Source organism: Hymenobacter convexus, assembly GCF_030580955.1.
Taxonomy (GTDB): Bacteria; Bacteroidota; Bacteroidia; order Cytophagales; family Hymenobacteraceae; genus Hymenobacter.
On record NZ_JAUQON010000006.1, the window covers coordinates 1 to 20,564 of the forward strand.

The following is a 20,564-nucleotide window of genomic DNA, read 5'->3' on the forward strand; positions in this document are numbered from 1 at the left end:
CATTGTGACGGCCAATACCGGCAGCAACACGGCCGGGGTATTGCTGGGGCTCGCCAGCGGCGGCTTTGCCCCAGTCAATAACTACCCATCTGGCACCGGCGGCTCCCCCCTTAGCGTAGCTGTAGGCGACGTCAACGGCGACGGTCGGCCCGACATTGTGACGGCCAATACCGGCAGCAACACGGCCGGGGTATTGCTGGGGCTCGCCAGCGGCGGCTTTGCCCCAGTCAGCACTTATTCTACCGGCACCGCTAGCGGCCCCGATGGCATTGCCGTGGCTGACGTGAACGGCGATGGCCGGCCCGACCTTTTGACGGGGAACTCTAGGAACGGCGCGGTCGCGGTACTGCTCAACACCGGCACGTTCACGCCCCTGGCCGCCACGCCCGCCGCTGCGGCAGCCGCTGAAGTAACTCTGTTTCCCAACCCGGCGCGGGGCAGCTTCGCGGTGCAGCTGCCCGCCGCCTGGGGCGCCGCCCCCGTGCGGGCCGAGTTGCTGAACGCGCTGGGCCAAGTGGTAGCAACCCGCGCGGCGCAGCCTACCGCCGGGGCCACACTCACCATGGAAACGGCTGGCCTGAACGCGGGCATCTACACCCTACGGCTGCACGCCGGCGGCCACGCTCTGACCAAACGCGTGGTGGTCGAATAGCTCGCTTCGCGTCCCGGGTTTGAACTTTCGCCTCCACCGCTGCTCGGCTGTGGAGTCTTTTTTTAGCTGGTAGTCAAGCTGCCTGAATAGGCGGGGCTCAGACAATTGGAGGCCGGGGCAGGCAGTGAGTCGGCGGCAACCGGCGCATTTTTTCCGGCATCCCAAATTTGGGTGCCGTACTTTTGACTCCCGTCATGCCCGAACGCCAAACCCCCTCCCCCTCCGCGTCGGCTGCGAAATTCATTTTCGTTACCGGCGGCGTCACTTCTTCACTCGGCAAAGGAATTATTTCCGCCTCGCTGGCCAAGCTTTTGCAGGCCCGCGGCTTCCGAGTCACCATCCAGAAGTTCGACCCCTACATCAACATCGACCCCGGTACGCTCAACCCGTACGAGCACGGCGAGTGCTACGTGACCGATGACGGGGCCGAAACCGACCTCGACCTCGGCCACTACGAGCGGTTCCTGAACACGCCCACCTCGCAGGCCAACAACGTCACCACCGGCCGCATCTACGACCACGTCATCCGCCGCGAGCGCGAAGGCGCCTTTCTCGGCAAAACCGTGCAGGTGGTGCCCCACATCACCGACGAAATTAAGCGCCGCATGCTGCTGCTGGGCCAAACCGGCCAGTTCGACGTCGTCATCACCGAAATCGGCGGCTGCATCGGCGATATCGAGAGCCTACCCTTCGTAGAGGCCGTGCGCCAGCTCCGCTGGGAATTGCCCGAGTACGACTCGCTGGTCATTCACCTCACGCTGCTGCCTTACCTCAAGGCGGCCGGCGAGCTCAAAACCAAGCCCACCCAGCACTCGGTGCGCGACTTACGCGAAGCTGGTTTGCAGCCCGACATCCTCGTCTGCCGCTCCGAGCATCCGATTCCGGTGGAAATGCGCCGCAAAATCGCGCTGTTCTGCAACGTCAAAATCAACTCGGTTATCGAAAGCCTCGATGCCGACAGCATCTATTCGGTGCCCTTGCTGATGCGCAAAGAGGGCCTCGATGAGCGGGTTATCAAGCGCCTGAAACTGACCGGCGGCGCCCAGCAGCCCGATTTAGAAGCTTGGAAGGACTTCCTCGGCAAGCTAAAAAACCCGACCGAGGAAGTGACCATTGCCCTCGTGGGCAAATACGTGGAGCTGCCCGACGCCTACAAATCCATCAACGAAGCCTTCGTGCACGCCGGCGCTCAGAACGAGTGCAAGGTCACGGTGCGCAGCATTCAGTCCGACAACATCACTCACGAAAACATCGCCGCCCTGCTCCACGGCTGCGACGGCGTGCTGGTGGCGCCCGGCTTCGGCGAGCGGGGATTTGAGGGCAAGATTGTGGCCGTGCAGTACGTGCGCGAGCACAACATTCCGTTCTTCGGCATCTGCCTGGGCATGCAGGTGGCCGTGGTGGAGTACGCCCGCAACGTGCTGGGCCTGCCCAACGCCAACTCCACCGAGATGGACGCCCTCACGCCCAATCCCGTGGTGGCCATGATGGAAGAGCAGAAAAACGTGACCCTCAAAGGCGGCACCATGCGCCTCGGCGCCTACGCCTGCGACCTGCGCCGCGGCTCGAAAGCCGCCAAAGCCTACGCCAAAAACCACATCAGCGAGCGGCACCGCCACCGCTACGAGTTCAACAACGACTACCTCAAGCAGTTCGAGGACTCCGGCCTGCAAGCCACCGGCACCAACCCCGAAACCGGCCTCGTGGAGGTAATTGAGCTGCCCACGCACCCTTGGTTCGTGGCCGGCCAGTTCCACCCCGAGCTGAAAAGCACCGTGGAACAGCCCCACCCGCTGTTCGTGCGCTTCGTGCGGGCTGCTATTCAGCACCGCAAGGGATAGGCTGCCTGCGGCTTACTAAGAAATTGGGGACGCCTGTCATCCTGAGCGTAGCGAAGGACCTTATCACGCCAGAGTAGCTTGTTGTAATTCTTTTTACTCAAGCGCGATAAGGTCCTTCGCTACGCTCAGGATGACAGGCGTCCCCAGTTCTTCATTCCTCATTTTTCATTCTTCCTTAAGCGCAGCGTCCCGCCGTACCTTTGCCCCTTCGCAACCCTTAACAACTGATGGATAAAAATTCAGCAACCGGCCTTTTTCTGATTTCGGCCTTGCTTCTCGTGTACCTGTTCTTCTTCAGCCCGAAGAAGACGGATGAAAAAGCCGCCGGCAAAACCCCGCCGGCCACCACGGCCGCCGCCAAAGCGCCCGCCGTACTCACCACGGCCCTGGCCCCGGAAGCTACTCTTGATACCACCGCCGGCCCAGCCCAGGACCTGCACCTGACCAACGCCAACCTCGACGTGACGCTCTCGACGCGGGGCGGCCGGATTTCGGCCGTGCGCCTGTTGAAGTACAAGACGTTCTTCGGCAAGCCGATGGACTTGTTCGACGCCAACAGCGCGCGCATGGACACCAAATTCCGGACCCTGGACGGCAAAACCGTGCAGTTTTCGGATTTGAATTTCCAGGCCGTGCCTTCGCAGGCGGCGGGTGGCGGCTCGATGCTCACCTTCACGGCGCCCGTGGCCGGTGGCAGCATCGTGCAGACGTACACATTGCCCGCCAACAGCTTCGAGGTGAAGTACGACCTGCGCCTCAACGGCCTGGACCGCACCGTGGCCCAGGAGCCGCTCACCTTCTCGTTCATCGACGAGGTGCGCCAGACCGAGCAGGACCTTAAGCAGAACCGCAACCACACCACCATCAACCACTACCTGGCCGCCGGCGACCAGGGCGCCCTGGCCGAAGCCAGCGAGAAGCCCGAGGAAATCAAGGCCAGCGGCCCGGTGAAATGGGCGGCCCACAAGCACGACTTTTTCGTGGCTGGCCTCATCGCCGACCAGCAGCCCTTCGCCGGCGGTGCGTTCAACTCGAACGTGAACCTGGCCGATTCCAGCACCATCAAAACGCTGAGCACCACCCTCACCATTCCGGTGGCGGAGGTGGAGCAGGGCCGCGGCCAATACCGCTTCTTCTTCGGCCCGAACTCGTTCAATCTGTTGAAGGCCGTGACGCCCGAATTTGACCGCAACGTGTACCTGGGCTGGGGCCTGTTCCGCTGGGTGAACCGCTTTGTGGTGCTGCCGGTGTTCCACTTCTTGGAGCAGTACATCAGTTCCTATGGCATTATCATCCTGTTGCTGGTGGTACTCATTAAGCTGGTAACCTGGCCGTTGACCTACAAAACCTACGAGAGCCAGGCCCGCATGAAAGTGCTGAAGCCGGAGATTGACGAGCTGAAAGCCAAGTACGGCGACGACCAGACGAAAGTGCAGCAGGAAACGATGAAGCTCTACTCGACCTTCGGTGTGAGCCCGCTCAGTGGCTGCGTGCCCACGCTGCTCACGCTGCCCATCCTGTTTGCCATGTTCCAGTTCTTCCCCAACGCCATCGAGCTGCGGCAGCAGACCTTCCTCTGGGCCAAGGACCTGAGCAGCTACGACGTGTTTGTGAAGCTGCCCTTCTACGTGAAATGGTACGGTGACCACGTGTCGATGTTCACGCTGCTCATGACGGCCTCCACCCTGCTCATGACCTGGCAGAGCAACCAGACCAACACGGCCATGCAGGGCCCCATGAAGACGTACAGCTACCTGATGCCCATCATCTTCCTGTTCGTACTGAACAGCTTTGCGGCCGGCCTCACCTGGTACTACTTCGTGTCGAACGTCATCACCTTCGCCCAGCAGGCCCTCACCCGCGCCCTGGTGGATGACACCAAAATCCGCGCCCAGCTCGACGCCAACAAAATCAAGAACAAGGACAAGAAGCCCGGCGGCCTGCAAGGCCGCATCGCCGAAGCGATGAAAGCCGCACAGGAGCGCGAAGCCCAGGCCAAGCGCAAGTCGTAATCAGGACGACTGATAGAAAACCGTCATGCTCCGCTGCGCTCTGCATGACGTTCGTAGTAATTGCAGACAACCTTCCAAACCGACAGAACGCAACCGTAGGCACGGTTTTCGTTCTGTCGGTTTTTTGTGTGCCTACTTTCACGGCCATAATGCTTCGATTCACCATGCGCCACCTTCCGCTCCTCCTGCTCCTCAGTTTCTTTAGCTGCATCCTACCCGCCTGCGCCCAGAAGGCCACGGTCCAGAAAACCAAGACCAAGAAGGCCAGCAAAAAGGCCGCGCCCACCGAAGCCGGCCCCGTGCTCACCTACGAGCGCACGCCGTGTTTCGGCACCTGCCCGGCTTACACGATGCAGGTGTACGCCGACGGGCGCGTGGCCTACGAAGGCCGCAGCCACGTGCCCCTGATGGGCAAACAGGCCCTGAAACTACCCGCTACCGTGGTGGCCGATATGTTGCGCCAAGCCAAAGAAGCCCGTTTCGAAACGTTCGAAACGCAGTACCGAAGCGGCGTTACGGACATGCCCAGCACCATTGTGGCCATTCGCCAGCCCGACGGCACCCTCAAAAAAGTAACGGCCGAATCGAACATCCCCGAGAACGTGCAAAGCTATTTCACCTTCCTCACCACGCAGTTCGATGCGCTGGCCCAGCTGAAAGGCGCGGAGAAATAAGGAGTCATTCAAACGAGGAGACGCGACACTTCGCGTCTCCTCGTTTGAATGACGTGGGAACGGTACTGTTCCGGTCGTTCAACGTAGAGACGCGAAGTGTCGCGTCTCTACAGCGCTCAGACCCGCACCCAAATCAATGCTTCGCGCCAGCAGCTTGCGGCGCAAACACCGCCCGAAAAGCCCGTAGCGCCGCCGGATGGTAGATGGTGGCGTGCGTTTCTTGGGGCATGGCCTCGTAATGCCAGTTGCCCAGGCGCGCCGCCTGCTGGCGGGCCAACTCTACCAAATGGGGCGTGACGACCGTGTCTCCATGGATGCTGGTGGCGAGGTACACCGTGGCGGCGGGGCGCGTTTTCTGGAGTTGCGTTGCGGCTTGCGCGGCCAATTGGCCATTATTCCACCACAGGCTGGGGTCGAAGGCGAGGTAGGTGTTGAATAAAGAGGGTTCGAGCAGCAGGGTTTCGACCACGAACAGGCCGGCGAGTGACTCGCCCACGATGGCCGTTTCGGCCGTGGTGCGGTAGCGCTGCTTCACCGCCGGCATTAGCTCCTCACGGATAAACTGCCGGTACGCGGCCGAGCCGCCCACTTTGGGCGCAATCTGCTTGTCCTTTTCGTTGGTGGTGGGGCCGGTGAGGTCGCGCCGCCGCTGGGTATTTTCGATGCCGACCAGGATGAAAGGCCGCATCGTGCCATTGCCCACCAGTACCTGCACCAGGCCCGCCACGTGCAGGAAATCTTCCTGCATCCCGCCATCGGGCATGTAGAGCACCGGCAGCCGCAGCGTGGCCGATTCAGCATAGCCCGCCGGCAGGTACACGTTGATGCGCCGGGTCTCCGCCAGGCTTTTGGAGGCAATGGTAAACGTCTGGCCCATCACCAGCGGCACCGGTCCCGATACCGGCCCCACGGCCTGACCATGCGCCCCGAAAAGCCCCAAAAGGCCGACCATCAAAAAAACAGCGATGCGGAAGCGGTTCATTGGCAATGTTGGAATGAGATTTATCCGGCTCAACGACGCAGAGTCTTCTGGAAAAGATGCGGCGACTCCTTACGCACCCGCTCCAGCAGCAGAGTATTCATGGGGTTGGGGGTGAGGCCGCGCACGTTGTTCTGCGTCAGGCGCACCACCACGTCATAATAGAGGCTGATGACGGGCGATTCCTCCACCACAATGCGGTCCATGGCCTGATAGAGGGCCGTGCGCCGGGCTACGTCCTGGGTGCGGCGGGCTTCGTCGTAAAGCTTGTCGTAGACGGCGCTTTTGAAGTGGGTTTTGTCGGGGCCGCCGGGGCTGAAATTGGGGCTGTAGAACAGGGCCAGGTAGTTTTCGGCGTCGGGGTAGTCGCCCAACCAGCTTTTGGCGAAGAAGGCCACCCGGCCATTATCCACCAAATCCTGCTGCGCAGCCGATTGGTTGATGTCAATCTGGACCTGCACGCCCACGTCGGCCCACTGCTTTTGCAGGTATTCGCCTATCTCCTTGCGTTCCAGCACAGTGCTGAGGCGCAGCTTCAGGGGTCGCTGGGGGCCGTAGCCGGCGGCGCGCAGCAACTGGCGGGCCTTTTGCGGCTGGTAGCTGTAGCCGGGCACTTCCTTTTCGGAGAACGAAGGCAGGGCCTTGGGCACGAAGCCCGAGGTGCCCGGGTCGCCCACGCCGTTGAGCAGGTATTTGAGCATTTCGGGCTTGTTCAGGGCGTAGTTGAGGGCCTGGCGCACGCGCTTGTCGCGCAGGGCGCGGCCCTGCGCGGCCTGCTCGCCGGTCAGGTTCGCCGAATCGAGCTGAAAGCCCAAGTACTCGTTGTTCAGGTACGGCACTTTCTGGACCGTGAATTTGCCCTTGAAATCTTCCCGAATACTGCCGTCCTGGTGCATAATCAGGTCGCGCGAGCCGGCCCGGATGCCGGACAGAAAATCCAGCTTGCCCTGCATGAATGTCAGAAACTCGGTCTTGCGGTCGGGCAAGAAGCTGATAGCCACGGCGTCCAGATACGGCAGCGCCTTGCCCTGCCGGTCGCGCCGCCAGTAGCTGGGGTTGCGCTCATAAAGCAAAATGTTGCCCTCGTCCCACAGCTTGAAGCGGAACGGGCCCGTGCCCACCGGATGCTCGCGGAAATCTTTGCCGTATTTCTCCACCGCCTCGTGCGGCACCACGTAGGCATAGGGCATGGTTAGGATTCCCAGAAAGGGCACAAACGGCTCCTTCAAATGGATGCGCAGCGTGGAATCGTTGGCGGCCACGAAGGCGGTATCGCTGGGGCTGCCATCCGGCTTTTCCAGGATTTTGCCCCGAAAAATCCAGCCGCCGGTGCTGGCCGTGGCCGGGTCGAGGATGCGCCTGAAGGAATAAACGAAGTCCTGCGCCTTAACCTGACGAGTGGGAACCGGGTAAGATTCTAGGTGGTCGTAATCAACCGGCCGGTGATGGTCCCGTGCCTCCTGTTCGGCCATAGCTCGCAAAGATGCTTCAGAGGGCTTAAAAACTGCCGAATCTTCGTGAAAAAACACCCCCTTGCGCAACACGAAAGTATAGGTACGCCCATCGGGCGAAATGCTGTAGCGCCGGGCCAGCGCTGGTACCGGCTGCAAGGTCGAATCCAGTTCGACCAAACCATTGTAGAGCTGGTTCACGGCCCACCAGTTGGCTTGGTTGCGGGCAAAAGCGGGGTCGAGCGACGAAAGGGCTTCGGGCTGGTTGTAGCGAAACACGCGGCGTTCATCGGCAGCCGGGCGGGCCGCGTCGTGGCAGCCGGCCAGGGCCAGCGCCGCTGCCGAAAATCCAAATAGTTTAGCCGAGAAGCTAGCCCAACGAGCCAAAAAAGGGGCCATGCGAACAGGGAAAGAATGTATCTTTGTCACAATGCTACGGCAAAAGTTACTAGTTATTAGTTGTCAGTTGTTCGTTGTCAGTTGTTAGTCTGCTACGCTTAGAAAGCCTGCGAACTGACCCTGAACACCAAACAACCAGCAACTGGCAACGAACAACTGACAACTGACAACTAAATCCAATGGGAAAAATCATCGCGGTAGCCAATCAGAAGGGCGGAGTGGGCAAAACCACTACTTCCATTAACCTCGCGGCGTCCCTGGCCGCCCTGGACTACCGGACCCTGCTCGTCGACGCCGACCCCCAGGCCAACGCCACGTCCGGCGTGGGCTACGACCCCAAGGACATCCAGAACAGCATCTACGAGTGCATGGTGGACGGCATCAACGCCCAGGACATCATCGTGCCCACCAACATCCTGCCCCACCTCGACCTCATGCCCTCCCACATCGACCTGGTGGGCGCCGAGGTGGAGATGATAAACCTGCCCAACCGCGAAGAAAAGATGAAGGAGGCCCTGCGCCCCCTCGCCGCCGAGTACGACTTCATCATCATCGACTGCTCGCCCTCGCTCGGCCTCATCACCGTCAACGCCCTCACGGCCGCGCACTCGGTCATCATCCCGGTGCAGTGCGAGTATTTCGCCCTGGAAGGCTTGGGTAAGCTCCTGAATACCATTAAAATCATTCAGAGCCGCCTCAACACCGAGCTGGAAATCGAAGGCATCTTGCTCACGATGTACGACGTGCGCCTGCGCCTGAGCAACCAGGTGGTGGAAGAAGTCCGCATGCACTTCCAGCAGCTGGCCTTCGACACCATTATCCCGCGCAATGTGAAGCTGAGCGAGTCGCCCAGTTTCGGCATCCCCGTCATCCTGCACGACGCCGAGAGCAAAGGCTCCATCAGCTACCTGAACTTGGCGCGCGAAATCGTGGAAAAGAACAGCGTGGAGGCGACGGAGGAAACGGCCGAGGACGAGCGGATTTAGGGGTTTATAGTAAACCCGATGCAGCCTGAAGAAATTGAAGATGCCTATTACGAAGGCGGAATGTTCTTCAAGCCGGGCTTTGGAGTTGACGAATGGGAGACACTAAAGCAACGCCTGCCAATTGGCTCAATTATCACTGGCAAAGTCGTTCATCAAGCTCCGTTCGGCGTTTTTATTGATGCCGGTTTGGGATTCATGGTTTTGATGAGAGTCATTGAATTTGGGTTAATAAAACCAAATGGCTTGGTATTTCCTGACGACTACCCTGCTATTGGAAGCGTAATCAGCGGACAGTTTTGCGGTTTTAATAAGGGCAATCGACAAATTGATGTATGTCGACTTGGCTTGAAAATCCTTCATCCTGATGCAGACAGCAACGGATTCTTACGCTGAGCACCTGCCACCAGACTTTCGAGTGACATACAGCCTCTTCAGCGTCGAAGAGGGCGGGCGAAAGACCCCGCATTTCCAAGGTATTCGCTGGGATTTCTCTTACGAAGACGAAAATATCGGCAAACCGGGCCAAGCCTTTATGATTTGGCCGGAGTTTGTTTCATCTACTGGCGAGGTGCTGCCCGAGGGCGAGCCCATGCCCCGGCACGGATTAGCGGATATGTTTATTGTCAATCCAGCTTTCCGAAATTTTCATTGCCAGCACATCAGCGTTGGCGTGAAAGGCCACATCCACGAAGGCAACAGAATTGGCGTTTGCGAAGTGGTTGAGGTGCTGGCGCTTCACCAGAACCCGAAGTCATAGCCCGAGCGCCCAGTTACGGTGGGGCTCGTTATTCAGGTTTTACGTCTGGCTCCCCCTCTCCCTGAGGAGAGGGGGCCGGGGGGTGAGGCGCCCGTTAGAACGCCCCCAAAACTTCCGGCTTGCCCTTCGGCCAACTATCCGTAAATTTGACGTTCGGTTGCCAACCGCCTTTTATGGGCCTGGCCGATGCACTATGCCACTAGAGAAGAACGAAGAGAAGTTGCAAGCGGCCCTGGCGGCCGCCGCCGCCGTGAAACGCAAGGGTGGCCTGGGCCGCGGCCTCAACGCCCTGATTGAGGGCAGCTACGAGAAAAAAGGCGAGCGGCCCGGCTCCAGCGACCGGCTCGTGTCACACCCCGTCAACTCGGTGGGCTTCATTTCCGTCGAGCACATCGAGGCCAACCCCTACCAGCCCCGCACCCACTTCGACCAGCAAGCCCTGCAGGAACTGGCCGACAGCATCAAAATTCAGGGCATTATTCAGCCCGTGACGCTGCGCCAGCTCGGCACCAACTCCTACCAGCTCATCTCGGGCGAGCGCCGCTTGCAGGCCTCGAAGCTGGCGGGTTTGGAGACGATTCCGGCCTACATCCGCAAGGCCGACGACCAGCAGATGCTGGAAATGGCCCTGATTGAGAACATTCAGCGCGAAAACCTGAATGCCATCGAAATTGCCCTCAGCTACCAGCGCCTGCTGAGCGAGTGCAACCTGCGCCAGGAAGAGCTGGGCGACCGGGTGGGCAAAAACCGCTCGACCGTGACCAACTACCTGCGCCTGCTCAAGCTGCCGCCCGACGTGCAGATTGGCTTGCGCGACGCCGAAATCAGCATGGGCCACGCCCGCGCCCTCATCGGCCTCGACGACGCCAAGGCCCAAGTGGAGTTGTTCCGCAAAATCGTGGCCGAGGAGCTGTCCGTGCGCCGCGTGGAGGAACTCGTGCGCGGCGGCTTCGGCCGGAACGCGGCCCCCGCCAGCCCCAACGGCGAAGCCAACGCCGCCCCGGCGCAGCCCGCCGTGCCCGCCGCCGAGCTGCGCCGCACCGAGCGCCACCTCACCGACCGGTTTGGCTCGCGCGTGCAGGTGCGCCCCACGGCCAAAGGCAGCGGCGAAATTAAAATCGCCTTCGACTCGATTGAGGACATGCAGCGCATCCTGCACATTCTGCATCCCTCCTAAAGCGCGGCTGAACCACTGGGACGGCACATATCGCTCCCTGTGCCCGCCAATGGTGCAACACGCTAAAAATCCGGCTTTTCCGTTAGCGGGTTTACTATGAACAAATCGTATTCCTACCTCGCAGCGGTGCTGCTGTGCCTGGGCTTGCTGCTGGCTGGCCCAGCCAGCCGGGCCCAGGTATTTTCGCCCACTACGACGCCCGTCGACCCCGCCAAAATTCTGGCCGATACCACCGAGCGCCGCGAAGTGGTGGTGACGCCCGCCGCCAAACGGCAGAAAGCCGCCGCCGACTCGGCCAAGCGCACCGAGCACATGTTCCGGGCGTTTGGCTACAAAGGCATTCGCCTCACGCGGCCGGGCAAGGCGGCGCTGCTGGCGGCCATTCTGCCCGGCGCAGGCCAGATTTACAACCGCCGCTGGTGGAAATTGCCGCTCGTGTACGGGTCGCTGGGCACGGTGGTGGGCCTTGAGGTGTTCTACCAGATGCGCTTCAACGAGTTTGTGGATGCCTACGACGCCGTGACGACGGGCAAGTTGCCGCTCCGCTCGCCGGCGCTGGGCAGCCAAGCTATGCTCTACAACTCCGCCGATGGCATCAAAAGCGGCATCGTTTTCTACCGCGGCAACCGCGACCTGTTTTACCTCTATATCGGCTTGGCCTACGGCCTGCAGGTAGTGGATGCGCTGGTGGACGCCCACCTCAAAGATTTTGACGTGAGCGACGACCTCAGCCTGCACTGGGAGCCGGCCCTGCTGCCGGTGCCCGGCCAGGCGCTGGGGCTGCCCACGGCCCCGGGCCTCTCACTTGCGCTGCGCGTGAAGTAAGTGACATCTTATTTGCCTGTCATCCTGAGCACAGCGAAGGACTTTCTCACGTATGAGCAAGCTATTCAAGCGTGAGAAGGTCCTTCGCTGTGCTCAGGATGACAGACGATTTACCTTATTCACATGAAAATCCTCCTCATCGGCTACGGCAAAATGGGCCAGACCATTGGCGCCCTGGCCACCCAGCGCGGCCACGAAATCGCCGGCATTGTCGACCTGCACGCCAGCCCGGCCACCATTGCCGACTTCACCCCCGCCACCGTCGACGTGGCCATCGAGTTCACCCACCCCGATTCGGCCTTCGGCAACGTGGCGGCCTGCCTGCGCCAAGGCATTCCGGTGGTGTGCGGCTCCACGGGCTGGCTACACCATTTTGAGGAAGCCACGGCCCTGACCAAAGAGCTGGGCGGCAGCCTATTCTACGCCTCCAACTATAGCGTAGGCGTGAACCTGTTCTTTCATTTCAACGAGTACATCGCGGCCAAAATGAACCAGTTTGGCGGCTACGACGTGGCCGTGCGCGAAATCCACCATACCCAGAAAATCGACCAGCCCAGTGGCACGGCCCTCACCACCGCCGAAGGCATTATGCACCACTTCCCGGCCAAAACCACCTGGCGCAACGCCCCGGCCGAATCGCCGGCCGAGCTGGCCGTCATCAGCGAGCGCATCGGCGACGCCGTGGGCACGCACATCGTCACCTACACCTCCGACGTGGACACGCTCGAGCTCAGCCACGCCGCGCACAGCCGCGAGGGCTTCGCACTGGGGGCGCTGCTGGCGGCCGAGTGGCTGCCCGGCCGCCACGGTGTGTTCGGCATGAAAGAGTTGCTGGGGCTGTAAGCGTCTCACTCGTTGGCAGTCGTGGCGCCGGTTTGCTGGCGTTCTGCTGCGTTTCTTTGCCTGATTTTAAATTGCCAAGCCCAAGCTTGCTTCTCCATGTCTTTGCTCAAAACCGACCCCACCGCTCCCCCCAAGCCGCCTAAAACGAAAACCCGCGAATGGGCCGATTCGCTGATTTTTGCCATTGTGGCCGCCACGCTCATCCGCTGGGCCACGTTTGAGGCCTACACCATTCCCTCGCCCAGCATGGAAAACTCCCTGCTGGTGGGCGACTACCTGTTTGTGAGCAAGCTGCACTACGGCCCCATCACGCCCCAAACGCCGCTGCAGGTGCCCCTCACCCACCAAACCATCTGGGGCACGGGCCTGCAAAGCTATTCGGAGCTGATTCAGCTGCCCACCTACCGGCTGCCTGGCTTCTCCGAAATCAAGCGCAACGACGTGGTGGTGTTCCATGTGCCGCATGAGACGCAGTACCCCGCCGATTTGCGCACCAACTACATCAAGCGCTGCGTGGCCGTGGCCGGCGACACCCTGGAAATCCGCAACGGCCAGGTGTTCCTCAACGGCAAGCCCGGCGAGGCCGTGCCCGGCCTGCAAACCGACTACCTGATGCAGATTGACAACCCCAACGACGAGGTGACGACCGCCTTGCGCGAGCACGGGGTGGTCGACTACCTGATGCCCGGCGGCGTGCCGCAGGCCGTGGGCAGCGGCGACAAGCCCGGCTCGTTCATCTACAAAATCAGCTGCACGCAGGCCACGGCCGATTTTTTTCGCAAGCAGCCCTACGTGAAAGCCCTCGAGGTGTACAACCCACCGGTGACGGGCCTGTTCCCAGACAAGGCCGATTTCACCAATTCCGACGCCACCAGCATCACCCCCCGCAAGTGGAACCTCGACAAGTACGGCCCGCTGCCCATCCCCAAAAAGGGCCAGACCATCACGCTCAGCCCCGCCAATGCGGCCATTTATTTCAAAATAATTGCCCGCTACGAGCACAACGAAAACGTGACCTGGAACAACCAGGACGGCATGATTTACCAGAACGGCAAGCAGCTGACCAGCTATAAAATCAAGCAGAACTATTACATGATGATGGGCGACAACCGCCACAACTCCGAGGATTCGCGCTTTTGGGGCTTCGTGCCCGAAGACCACGTGGTGGGCAAAGCCGTCCTCATCTGGCTGTCCGTCGACCCCAACGCCGACTTCTGGCACAAAATCCGCTGGAGCCGCCTCTTCAATATCATCCATTAAGCTCCTGTCATTGCGAGGCCGCAGGCCGTGGCAATCCGTCCTGTTCTCAGCGACTCACCTTCCAATATAAAAAGTCCCGGCTCTGCGCAGAGCCGGGACTTTTTGGCTAAAAAGGCTTCGTCACTTCTCAAAGCTGGTCGCTGAGAACAGAACGGATTGCCACGCTCCACTTCGTTTCGCTCGCAATGACGGGCGACGCTCAGTAGCCCTTACCACTCAATCGGCTCCAGCCCTTTGCTTTGCAGCCAGGCGTTGGCTTTGCTGAAAGGCTTGCTGCCAAAAAAGCCTTTGTCGGCTGCGTAAGGCGAGGGATGGACGGATTTCAAGACCAGGTGCTTGCGTTCGTCAATCAGCTCCGACTTTTTGCCCGCGTAGGCGCCCCAGAGGATGAACACGACGTGCTGCTTTTCCGCCGAAATCTTGCGGATAACGGCATCGGTGAATTCTTCCCAACCTTTTTTCTGGTGCGAGGCCGGCTCGGCGGCCCGTACGGTGAGGGTGGCGTTGAGGAGTAGCACGCCTTGGCGGGCCCAGCGGTCGAGGTTGCCGTTGGGAGCGGGCGGCGTGCCGGGAACGTCGGTTTGCAGCTCCTTGAAAATATTGACAAGCGACGGCGGCGTGCGTTGCCCGTCCTGCACCGAAAACGAGAGGCCGTGCGCCTGGTTTTTGCCGTGGTAGGGGTCCTGGCCCAGGATGACGACTTTGACATTGTCGAACGGCGTGGCGTCGAAGGCGTGGAATATCTGCGAGCCGGCCGGGTACACCGTGGCCGTGGCATACTCCCCTTTCACAAAGGCAATTAAGCGTTGAAAATAGGGCTTTTCGAACTCATCGGCCAGCACCGGCCGCCAGCTTTCGGCTATCTTTACCATGGAAATTGGGAAGAAAAATAATCGGGTAGATGCGGCGTTAGAAGGCCGCTTTTGCGTAAAACCAATTTCGGCGGGCGGCTGTTACGCCCGCAGCCCCTCTTAGCTCCGACACCTATGCCCACCACCACTACGCAAGGCGTCACCGTTTCGGTTACGACCAACTACCTGCCCGACTATTCCAGCCCCGGCCAGGAGCATTTCGTGTTTGCCTACAAGATTGAGATTCGCAACAACAGCGAGTTCACGGTGAAGCTGTTGCGCCGCCACTGGCACATTCACGACGCCAACGGCGTGGTGCGCGAAGTGGAGGGCGAAGGCGTGGTGGGCCGCCAGCCCGTGCTGGAGCCCGGCGAGGCCCACCAGTACGTGAGCGGCTGCAACCTGAAATCGGGCGTGGGCAAGATGCGCGGCACCTACCTGATGGAGCGGCTGGCCAACGGCCAGGAATTCACGGTCGAAATTCCGGAGTTCACCCTCATGGTGCCGTACCGGCTGAACTAGCGTTTGGTTGTCAGTTGCTCGTTGTCGGTTGTTAGTTTGTACCGTGGTTGTCGTGTTTGCCTGACAACGGACAACTAACAACAAACAACTATTTTGTTTCAACTCCTCGCTTACCTCCGTTTCTGGCTTCGTTCGGGCAATGCCCACGGGCTGCATTCGCCCTTTGTGTTCGGCCTCTACACCTCGGCGGTGCGCCACACCGGCCTTTACAAGACCTACGCCGCCGTCGAAACGCGGCGCCGACAGCTGCTCAGCAGCGCTGCCAGCATTAGTGTTACAGATTTTGGGGCGGGCTCGCACACCGGCGCGGGCCGGCAGCGCCGCGTGGCCGACATTGCCCGCACGGCGGCCAAGCCGCCGCAGCTGGCGCAACTGCTCTTCCGGCTGGCCAACTACTTCCGGCCGGCCACCATTCTGGAGCTGGGCACCTCGCTGGGCCTCACCACAGCCTACCTGGCTGCGGCCGACTCCCGGAGCCGCGTCGTCACTTTCGAGGGTTGTCCCAACGTGGCCGCCGTGGCCCGCGAAACCTTCGCGGCCCTGCAGCTGCGCAACATCGACCTCATCGAGGGCAACATCGACCAGACCCTGGCCCCGGCCCTGGCTGCCCTCTCCGCTCCCATCGACTTCGCCTTTTTCGATGGCAACCACCGCTACGAGCCCACCCTGCGCTACTTCGAGCAGTGCCTGGCCCACCGCACCGAGCACTCGGTGTTCGTCTTCGATGACATTCACTGGTCGGAAGACATGGAGCGCGCCTGGGAAACCATCAAAGCCCACCCCGACGTGACGCTAACGGTGGACTTGTTCTACATTGGGCTGGTGTTTTTCCGAAAGAATCAGCCCAAGCAGCACTTCTGGCTGCGCACCTGAGCCAGTAGCTTGGATTCTGCGAGTCCGGGCATGCTAGAGATTCGCAATGGCTTTCCTAACCAGTTCGTCCCGCTCGGGCCGCGCCGCGCCGCGCATGGCCAGAATGAATTCAGCAAAGCGGAAGGCATCGATGTTGACAAAGCCCAGCGAAATATTCAGTTCCTGAAAGCCCATTCCCTTGTTCAGGCTGGCCATTCCCTGCTTGAACTTGCCTTTGTGCCGCGATGGCTCAAACGCCTCATCCACCACTAGGCAAAGGAATTTCTGCTTGTTCACTTCGGCCAGGTACACATCCTGAATAAGGGTCCAGTTGATGAATTCGTGGTGCATTGTCCGGTCGAACACCCCGACGTCGTTGACGATTATCTGCGGCCGATGGTCAAGCAGTTGAAAGAGGCTCACGGGTAGTCCCAGCCCGAAAAACATAATGCTCATCCAGGCCACCCACCTCGGCGCGTCGGGCCGGCTCAGCATCAGGCAGCCGATGGCGACGAAAGCCGCGCAGCCCGCCAGCAGCTTCAGCGCTTTCCAGGGCGACTTATAGAGCCGGAACTCCTGCGTACCGGAATTTACGTGGTTAGGCATTCAACCCTTGCGTATCGATGCCGGGCATGGGCCGCAGGGCGTCGCGCACCCGTGTGAGCTTCACCAAAAGGGCCTCCAACTGGTCGAGGGGCAGCATGTTGGCGCCGTCGGAGAGGGCGGTGGCGGGCGTAGGGTGGGTTTCGATGAACAGGCCGTCGGCGCCCACGGCGATGGCGGCTTTGGCAATGGTTTCGATGAGGGCGGGCTGGCCGCCAGTCACGCCGCTACTCTGGTTGGGGCGCTGCAACGAGTGCGTCACGTCCATCACCACGGGCACCTCAAACTCGCGCATGGCGGGCAGGTTGCGAAAATCCACCACCAGGTCGGAATAGCCGAAGGAGTTGCCGCGCTCGGTGAGGATGACGTGCGGGTTGCCCGACTGACGGATTTTATCCACGGCCCATTTCATGGCCTCGCCGCTCAGGAATTGGCCTTTTTTCACATTCACCACCTTGCCGGTTTGGGCGGCGGCAATGAGCAAATCGGTCTGCCGGCACAGGAAAGCCGGAATTTGTAGCACGTCGACGTACTCCGCCGCCAGTGCCGCTTCGCTCGATTCGTGGATGTCCGTCACAGTGGGCACCCCAATTTCGCGGCCCACTTTCTGCAGAATGCGCAGCGCCGTTTCGTCGCCAATGCCGGTGAAGGAGTCGAGCCGCGAGCGGTTGGCCTTGCGGTACGAACCCTTGAAGATGTAGGGAATCTGCAGCTTGTCCGTCATGCGCTTGATGCGCTCGGCAATGCGCAGGGCCATGTTCTCGCCTTCGATGACGCAGGGGCCGGCCATGAGGAAAAACTGGCCGGAGTTGGTGTGGCGGAAGTGCGGAAGCGTGTTGGCGAGGGCTTGGAGCATGAGGGAGGTAGTGAGTGGTGAGCAGTAGGAACGTCATGCTGAGCATAGTCGAAGCATCTCTACCGCAATAGTAAATGAATTACGTTGCGCGGTAGAGATGCTTCGGCTGCGCTCAGCATGACGTTCTGAATTATACAATTATTTCCGTTTCAAACAAATAAACAGCTCCCGCCCCTGCCGGGGCTTGAGCGAATTGGTAGCCGTTTCGAAGTACTTAAATTCAAAATACGGTGCGAAATAGGCGCGGTATTCCTCCTTGCTGCCGCCAAACGGCGGCTCCTGCACCGGGCCAAAATCGGTGTCAAACAGCAGGCCCATGAGCGTGTCGCCGGGCCGTAACAAGTGGGCGCATTGCCGGGCGTAGGTTGAACGCAAGGCGGGGTTGAGGGCGCAAAAGAATGTTTGCTCCACAATCAAATCGTAGGCCGGCTCGTTGGGTAGGGTAAAGAAATCAGCCAGCAATAGGTGTTCAGCGGGGAAATCGGGCACGCGTTGGGCCAGCGCCGCCAAGGCTTCGGGGGCAATGTCGGCCACGAAAACGTGCTGGAAGCCACGCCGGTGCAGGTACTCGGCCTCGTAGGCGCGGCCGGCGCCGGGGATGAGGATGCGGGGTTGCCGGGCCACGTCGAGCTGGTCGAAATAAGCCCGCAGCGGCGGGGTGATGGCGTGGGCGTCCCAGCCGTCGCGCCCGGCGGCGTAACGGCCTTGCCAGTAGGCGGCATCGAAGTCTGGAAAAACCGTTTGCATGCTGGTGAAGTATAGTAAAAACTTGCCAGGGCGCGGAAGTCCCCTATTTTTACGCCCAAAGGTACGTGCTACACTGTGGCGGGTGCCCTGCTTTCTCTTCGCTTTTCTCGCTTAATCAATTCCCGCATGGACCCTAACGAAACGCCCGAACCCCGCTCCAACAATAGCCGCGTCCTGCTCTGGGTAGCCCTCGTGCTGGTGCTGCTTGGCATCAATGGCGTCCTGTTCTACCTGAACCAGCAGAAGGGCCAGCAAAACGAAGTACTGACCACCGAAGTAAAGGCCAAAGACAGCAAGCTGCAGGAACAAATCAAGCAATACGAAGCCTTGAAGGCCGATTTTGAGCGCCAAAGCCAGGAGCTGCAAGCCCTGGGCCTGAGCAACGACTCCCTCACGGCCAAAATCGCCGCCGTGAACGCCGACCTGCTGAAGCTGCGTTCCTTTAAGGCCGGCAGCTTCTCCATTGCCCAGCAAAACCTGTTTAAGCAGCGCGCCCAGAACCTGGAAGGCCAGTTGCGCAAGAAGGACGACGACATTGCCCAGCTGAAGAAGGACAACGAAACCCTCTACACCGAAACCACCACCCTTAAGGAAAAGCAGAACAAGCTGGCCGACACCATCAGCACGGTGGTGCGCAGCAACAAGGAGCTGACCGAGAAAGTGGGCATTGCCTCACGCCTGCAGGCCGACAACATCAAAGTGGCCATCATCACTTCCAAAAACAAGGAGAAGGAGGACGACAAGGAAGAGTTTAAAGCCAAGCGCGTCGAGAAGGTAAAAGTGACCTTCAACCTGGCCCGCAACGACGTGTCGCCCAAAGAAACCAAAGCCATCTACATGCGCATTCTGGAGCCCGACGGCGCGGCCCTCTACAACCTGAGCACGGGCGGCGGCACCTTCACCGTGGACGGCCAGGAGGCTTTCTACACCCAAAAGCAGGATGTGGTGTATGATAATACCAAGCAAAAGCTGGAATTCATCTACGCCAAAGGCGCCGACTACAAAAAGGGCCAACACACGGTAGAGCTGTATGAAAGTGGCCAGTTGATGGGTAAAACCACCTTCACGCTGAAGTAGGTCTGAACCGCAGATTGCCGCAGATTTAACGGATAAGAACGGATTCGACCAGCGCCTGACGCTCGCAACCGGACCTTTCAAGCACCATCCATTAAAAAAGCCGCTTCAGTTGCTGAAGCGGCTTTTTTGTGCTTGGTTGTTCCTCCCCTACTCCACTGCCAGGCGCTGGGCCGGGCCGGCGCCGCGCAGCAGGTAGAGGCCGGCGGGCAGGCCGCGCAGGTCGAGGGAGGTTTCGGGGCCAGCCGGGGCGGGGTAGCGGCGCACGGGGCGGCCCAGCGCGTCGGTGAGGGTGAGGGGCGCGGGGGCCGTGCCGGCGGGCAGGCGCAAGGTGGCTGCGTGCCGGGCGGGGTTGGGGTAGAGTTGGGCTGGCTCGCGGGGGATGGCGGCCGTGGTGGCCGTCAGGGTGGGGTCGGTGAGGGAGGCGAGGAAGCCGGTGTTTCCGAAATAAGGTGCATTGGAAATAGTAATAGACCCAAAGCCGGCTGTAGTACCCTCAAACTCTCCCACCACATAAAGGCTGGTGCCATTTATAGCCAGTGCATAAGGTATTTCCTCATTGACACTACCGGCTCGCTGCGCCCACACGAAACTCCCCGTATTGCCCGCATCGGTCAGTTTGGCCACACACATGTCGCCGGTATTATTGCCGGCATTGGTCAGGGTGGTGGCACCAAAGTCGGCTGTAGCGCTGCGGAACATGCTGCCTACGTATATGTAGTTCCCGCTCACGGCCAATGTGGAAGAACCATCTACACCGGTGCCGCCCGCCCGCTGACCCCACACGAAATTAGCGGTGCTGCCTGCATCCGCTAGTTTGGCCACAAAAATATCTCCGTTGCCCATGTGGGTGAATGTATTGGGGCCAACGTTAATGGTAGAATTGAATCCTCCGGCCACATATACGTTGCTGCCGCTCACGCCCAACGCACTGATAGTATTATCTCCCGTGCCGCTTGCACGCTGCGCCCACACGAAGCTGCTAGCATTGCCTATATCGATGAGTTTGGCCACAAACCCATTATAAGTAAAGGAATTGGTGCTTGCCTTGGTCAGAGTGACAGAGCCAAAATCCATCACCGAACTCCGAAAATTCCCAGTCATGTATATACTGGTTCCACTCACAGCCAGTCCGGAGGCATCGTCATAGTTTGTGCCGCCGGCCCGTTGTGCCCACACGAAGTCTGCTGTACTGCCCGCATC

Annotated in this window: 21 protein-coding genes; 14 read left to right on the top strand and 7 right to left on the bottom strand. The window is 60.3% G+C overall.

Going from position 1 to position 20,564, the window contains the following annotated elements; all coding sequences use genetic code 11:
- The 4 genes from Q4S41_RS13740 to Q4S41_RS13755 form a co-directional block, all read left to right on the top strand.
- Window positions 1-652 (top strand): FG-GAP-like repeat-containing protein (locus tag Q4S41_RS13740; protein ID WP_305031701.1); only part of this gene is annotated, 652 nt, incomplete at its 5' end.
- A 194-nt stretch (window positions 653-846) separates the two neighbouring features.
- Entirely contained in the window at window positions 847-2,493 is a 1,647-nt protein-coding gene (locus Q4S41_RS13745) for a CTP synthase (RefSeq protein WP_305031702.1), read from the top strand.
- A 227-nt stretch (window positions 2,494-2,720) separates the two neighbouring features.
- A complete protein-coding gene (yidC, locus tag Q4S41_RS13750) occupies window positions 2,721-4,505 on the top strand; it encodes a membrane protein insertase YidC (protein ID WP_305031703.1) in 1,785 nt (594 codons plus the stop codon).
- Between the two features lie 164 nt (window positions 4,506-4,669).
- On the top strand, window positions 4,670-5,179 hold the full coding sequence (locus Q4S41_RS13755; RefSeq protein WP_305031704.1) for a DUF6438 domain-containing protein: 510 nt from the start codon (window positions 4,670-4,672) through the stop codon (window positions 5,177-5,179).
- A gap of 133 nt (window positions 5,180-5,312) precedes the next feature.
- Here Q4S41_RS13755 and Q4S41_RS13760 read toward each other — a convergent pair whose 3' ends face one another.
- Window positions 5,313-6,161, bottom strand: a complete 849-nt coding sequence (locus Q4S41_RS13760; RefSeq protein WP_305031705.1) for an alpha/beta hydrolase — start codon at window positions 6,159-6,161, stop codon at window positions 5,313-5,315.
- A 29-nt stretch (window positions 6,162-6,190) separates the two neighbouring features.
- Window positions 6,191-8,008 (bottom strand): ABC transporter substrate-binding protein, encoded by a 1,818-nt coding sequence (locus tag Q4S41_RS13765; RefSeq protein WP_305031706.1) that lies wholly within the window; start codon window positions 8,006-8,008, stop codon window positions 6,191-6,193.
- Window positions 8,009-8,187: 179 nt separating this feature from the next.
- On the opposite strand from Q4S41_RS13765, the gene Q4S41_RS13770 reads away from it, so the two are divergent.
- The 7 genes from Q4S41_RS13770 (at window position 8,188) to lepB (ending at window position 13,856) form a co-directional block, all read left to right on the top strand.
- Window positions 8,188-8,994, top strand: a complete 807-nt coding sequence (locus tag Q4S41_RS13770) for a ParA family protein (RefSeq protein WP_198067939.1) — start codon at window positions 8,188-8,190, stop codon at window positions 8,992-8,994.
- 18 nt (window positions 8,995-9,012) lie between these two features.
- The gene (locus Q4S41_RS13775; RefSeq protein WP_305031707.1) at window positions 9,013-9,387 is read left to right on the top strand and encodes a hypothetical protein; all 375 of its coding nucleotides are present in this window, start codon (window positions 9,013-9,015) and stop codon (window positions 9,385-9,387) included.
- 22 nt (window positions 9,388-9,409) lie between these two features.
- Window positions 9,410-9,751: a hypothetical protein gene (locus Q4S41_RS13780; protein ID WP_305031708.1), complete on the top strand. Its 342-nt coding sequence runs from the start codon at window positions 9,410-9,412 to the stop codon at window positions 9,749-9,751.
- 193 nt (window positions 9,752-9,944) lie between these two features.
- Window positions 9,945-10,928, top strand: a complete 984-nt coding sequence (locus tag Q4S41_RS13785) for a ParB/RepB/Spo0J family partition protein (protein ID WP_305031709.1) — start codon at window positions 9,945-9,947, stop codon at window positions 10,926-10,928.
- 96 nt (window positions 10,929-11,024) lie between these two features.
- Window positions 11,025-11,753 carry a DUF5683 domain-containing protein gene (locus Q4S41_RS13790; protein WP_305031710.1) on the top strand — a complete coding sequence of 243 codons (729 nt, stop codon included), beginning with the start codon at window positions 11,025-11,027 and terminating at the stop codon, window positions 11,751-11,753.
- A 123-nt stretch (window positions 11,754-11,876) separates the two neighbouring features.
- On the top strand, window positions 11,877-12,596 hold the full coding sequence (gene dapB / locus Q4S41_RS13795; protein WP_305031711.1) for a 4-hydroxy-tetrahydrodipicolinate reductase: 720 nt from the start codon (window positions 11,877-11,879) through the stop codon (window positions 12,594-12,596).
- A gap of 96 nt (window positions 12,597-12,692) precedes the next feature.
- Window positions 12,693-13,856 carry a signal peptidase I gene (gene lepB / locus Q4S41_RS13800; RefSeq protein ID WP_305031712.1) on the top strand — a complete coding sequence of 388 codons (1,164 nt, stop codon included), beginning with the start codon at window positions 12,693-12,695 and terminating at the stop codon, window positions 13,854-13,856.
- 209 nt (window positions 13,857-14,065) lie between these two features.
- Here lepB and Q4S41_RS13805 read toward each other — a convergent pair whose 3' ends face one another.
- Window positions 14,066-14,728 (bottom strand): uracil-DNA glycosylase, encoded by a 663-nt coding sequence (locus Q4S41_RS13805; protein ID WP_305031713.1) that lies wholly within the window; start codon window positions 14,726-14,728, stop codon window positions 14,066-14,068.
- 114 nt (window positions 14,729-14,842) lie between these two features.
- On the opposite strand from Q4S41_RS13805, the gene apaG reads away from it, so the two are divergent.
- Window positions 14,843-15,229, top strand: a complete 387-nt coding sequence (gene apaG, locus Q4S41_RS13810; RefSeq protein ID WP_196291557.1) for a Co2+/Mg2+ efflux protein ApaG — start codon at window positions 14,843-14,845, stop codon at window positions 15,227-15,229.
- Between the two features lie 93 nt (window positions 15,230-15,322).
- On the top strand, window positions 15,323-16,102 hold the full coding sequence (locus Q4S41_RS13815) for an O-methyltransferase (RefSeq protein ID WP_369811301.1): 780 nt from the start codon (window positions 15,323-15,325) through the stop codon (window positions 16,100-16,102).
- A 33-nt stretch (window positions 16,103-16,135) separates the two neighbouring features.
- On the opposite strand, the gene Q4S41_RS13820 is transcribed toward Q4S41_RS13815, so the two are convergent.
- From Q4S41_RS13820 to Q4S41_RS13830, 3 genes are all read right to left on the bottom strand, one after another.
- Entirely contained in the window at window positions 16,136-16,687 is a 552-nt protein-coding gene (locus Q4S41_RS13820) for an STM3941 family protein (protein WP_305031714.1), read from the bottom strand.
- Window positions 16,680-17,540: a 3-deoxy-8-phosphooctulonate synthase gene (kdsA, locus tag Q4S41_RS13825; protein ID WP_305031715.1), complete on the bottom strand. Its 861-nt coding sequence runs from the start codon at window positions 17,538-17,540 to the stop codon at window positions 16,680-16,682. The genes Q4S41_RS13820 and kdsA overlap by 8 nt, the downstream gene beginning before the upstream one ends.
- Window positions 17,541-17,678: 138 nt before the next feature.
- Window positions 17,679-18,287 (bottom strand): methyltransferase domain-containing protein, encoded by a 609-nt coding sequence (locus tag Q4S41_RS13830; protein WP_305031716.1) that lies wholly within the window; start codon window positions 18,285-18,287, stop codon window positions 17,679-17,681.
- Between the two features lie 126 nt (window positions 18,288-18,413).
- Here Q4S41_RS13830 and Q4S41_RS13835 point away from each other — a divergent pair, with 126 nt between their 5' ends.
- Window positions 18,414-19,364, top strand: a complete 951-nt coding sequence (locus Q4S41_RS13835) for a hypothetical protein (RefSeq protein ID WP_305031717.1) — start codon at window positions 18,414-18,416, stop codon at window positions 19,362-19,364.
- Window positions 19,365-19,511: 147 nt separating this feature from the next.
- Here Q4S41_RS13835 and Q4S41_RS13840 read toward each other — a convergent pair whose 3' ends face one another.
- Window positions 19,512-20,438 (bottom strand): T9SS type A sorting domain-containing protein, encoded by a 927-nt coding sequence (locus Q4S41_RS13840; protein WP_305031718.1) that lies wholly within the window; start codon window positions 20,436-20,438, stop codon window positions 19,512-19,514.
- Window positions 20,439-20,564 lie beyond the last annotated feature (126 nt).

Coding starts and splice junctions, on each gene's coding strand:
- Q4S41_RS13835 (WP_305031717.1), top strand. CDS start 18,414: ATGGACCCTAACGAAACGCCCGAACCCCGCTCCAACAATAGCCGCGTC.
- lepB (WP_305031712.1), top strand. CDS start 12,693: ATGTCTTTGCTCAAAACCGACCCCACCGCTCCCCCCAAGCCGCCTAAA.
- Q4S41_RS13765 (WP_305031706.1), bottom strand. CDS start 8,008: ATGGCCCCTTTTTTGGCTCGTTGGGCTAGCTTCTCGGCTAAACTATTT.
- kdsA (WP_305031715.1), bottom strand. CDS start 17,540: ATGCTCCAAGCCCTCGCCAACACGCTTCCGCACTTCCGCCACACCAAC.
- Q4S41_RS13755 (WP_305031704.1), top strand. CDS start 4,670: ATGCGCCACCTTCCGCTCCTCCTGCTCCTCAGTTTCTTTAGCTGCATC.
- yidC (WP_305031703.1), top strand. CDS start 2,721: ATGGATAAAAATTCAGCAACCGGCCTTTTTCTGATTTCGGCCTTGCTT.
- Q4S41_RS13805 (WP_305031713.1), bottom strand. CDS start 14,728: ATGGTAAAGATAGCCGAAAGCTGGCGGCCGGTGCTGGCCGATGAGTTC.
- Q4S41_RS13820 (WP_305031714.1), bottom strand. CDS start 16,687: ATGCCTAACCACGTAAATTCCGGTACGCAGGAGTTCCGGCTCTATAAG.
- apaG (WP_196291557.1), top strand. CDS start 14,843: ATGCCCACCACCACTACGCAAGGCGTCACCGTTTCGGTTACGACCAAC.
- Q4S41_RS13840 (WP_305031718.1), bottom strand. CDS start 20,438: ATGGATTTTGGCTCTGTCACTCTGACCAAGGCAAGCACCAATTCCTTT.
- Q4S41_RS13785 (WP_305031709.1), top strand. CDS start 9,945: ATGCCACTAGAGAAGAACGAAGAGAAGTTGCAAGCGGCCCTGGCGGCC.
- dapB (WP_305031711.1), top strand. CDS start 11,877: ATGAAAATCCTCCTCATCGGCTACGGCAAAATGGGCCAGACCATTGGC.
- Q4S41_RS13745 (WP_305031702.1), top strand. CDS start 847: ATGCCCGAACGCCAAACCCCCTCCCCCTCCGCGTCGGCTGCGAAATTC.
- Q4S41_RS13790 (WP_305031710.1), top strand. CDS start 11,025: ATGAACAAATCGTATTCCTACCTCGCAGCGGTGCTGCTGTGCCTGGGC.
- Q4S41_RS13775 (WP_305031707.1), top strand. CDS start 9,013: ATGCAGCCTGAAGAAATTGAAGATGCCTATTACGAAGGCGGAATGTTC.
- Q4S41_RS13770 (WP_198067939.1), top strand. CDS start 8,188: ATGGGAAAAATCATCGCGGTAGCCAATCAGAAGGGCGGAGTGGGCAAA.
- Q4S41_RS13830 (WP_305031716.1), bottom strand. CDS start 18,287: ATGCAAACGGTTTTTCCAGACTTCGATGCCGCCTACTGGCAAGGCCGT.
- Q4S41_RS13760 (WP_305031705.1), bottom strand. CDS start 6,161: ATGAACCGCTTCCGCATCGCTGTTTTTTTGATGGTCGGCCTTTTGGGG.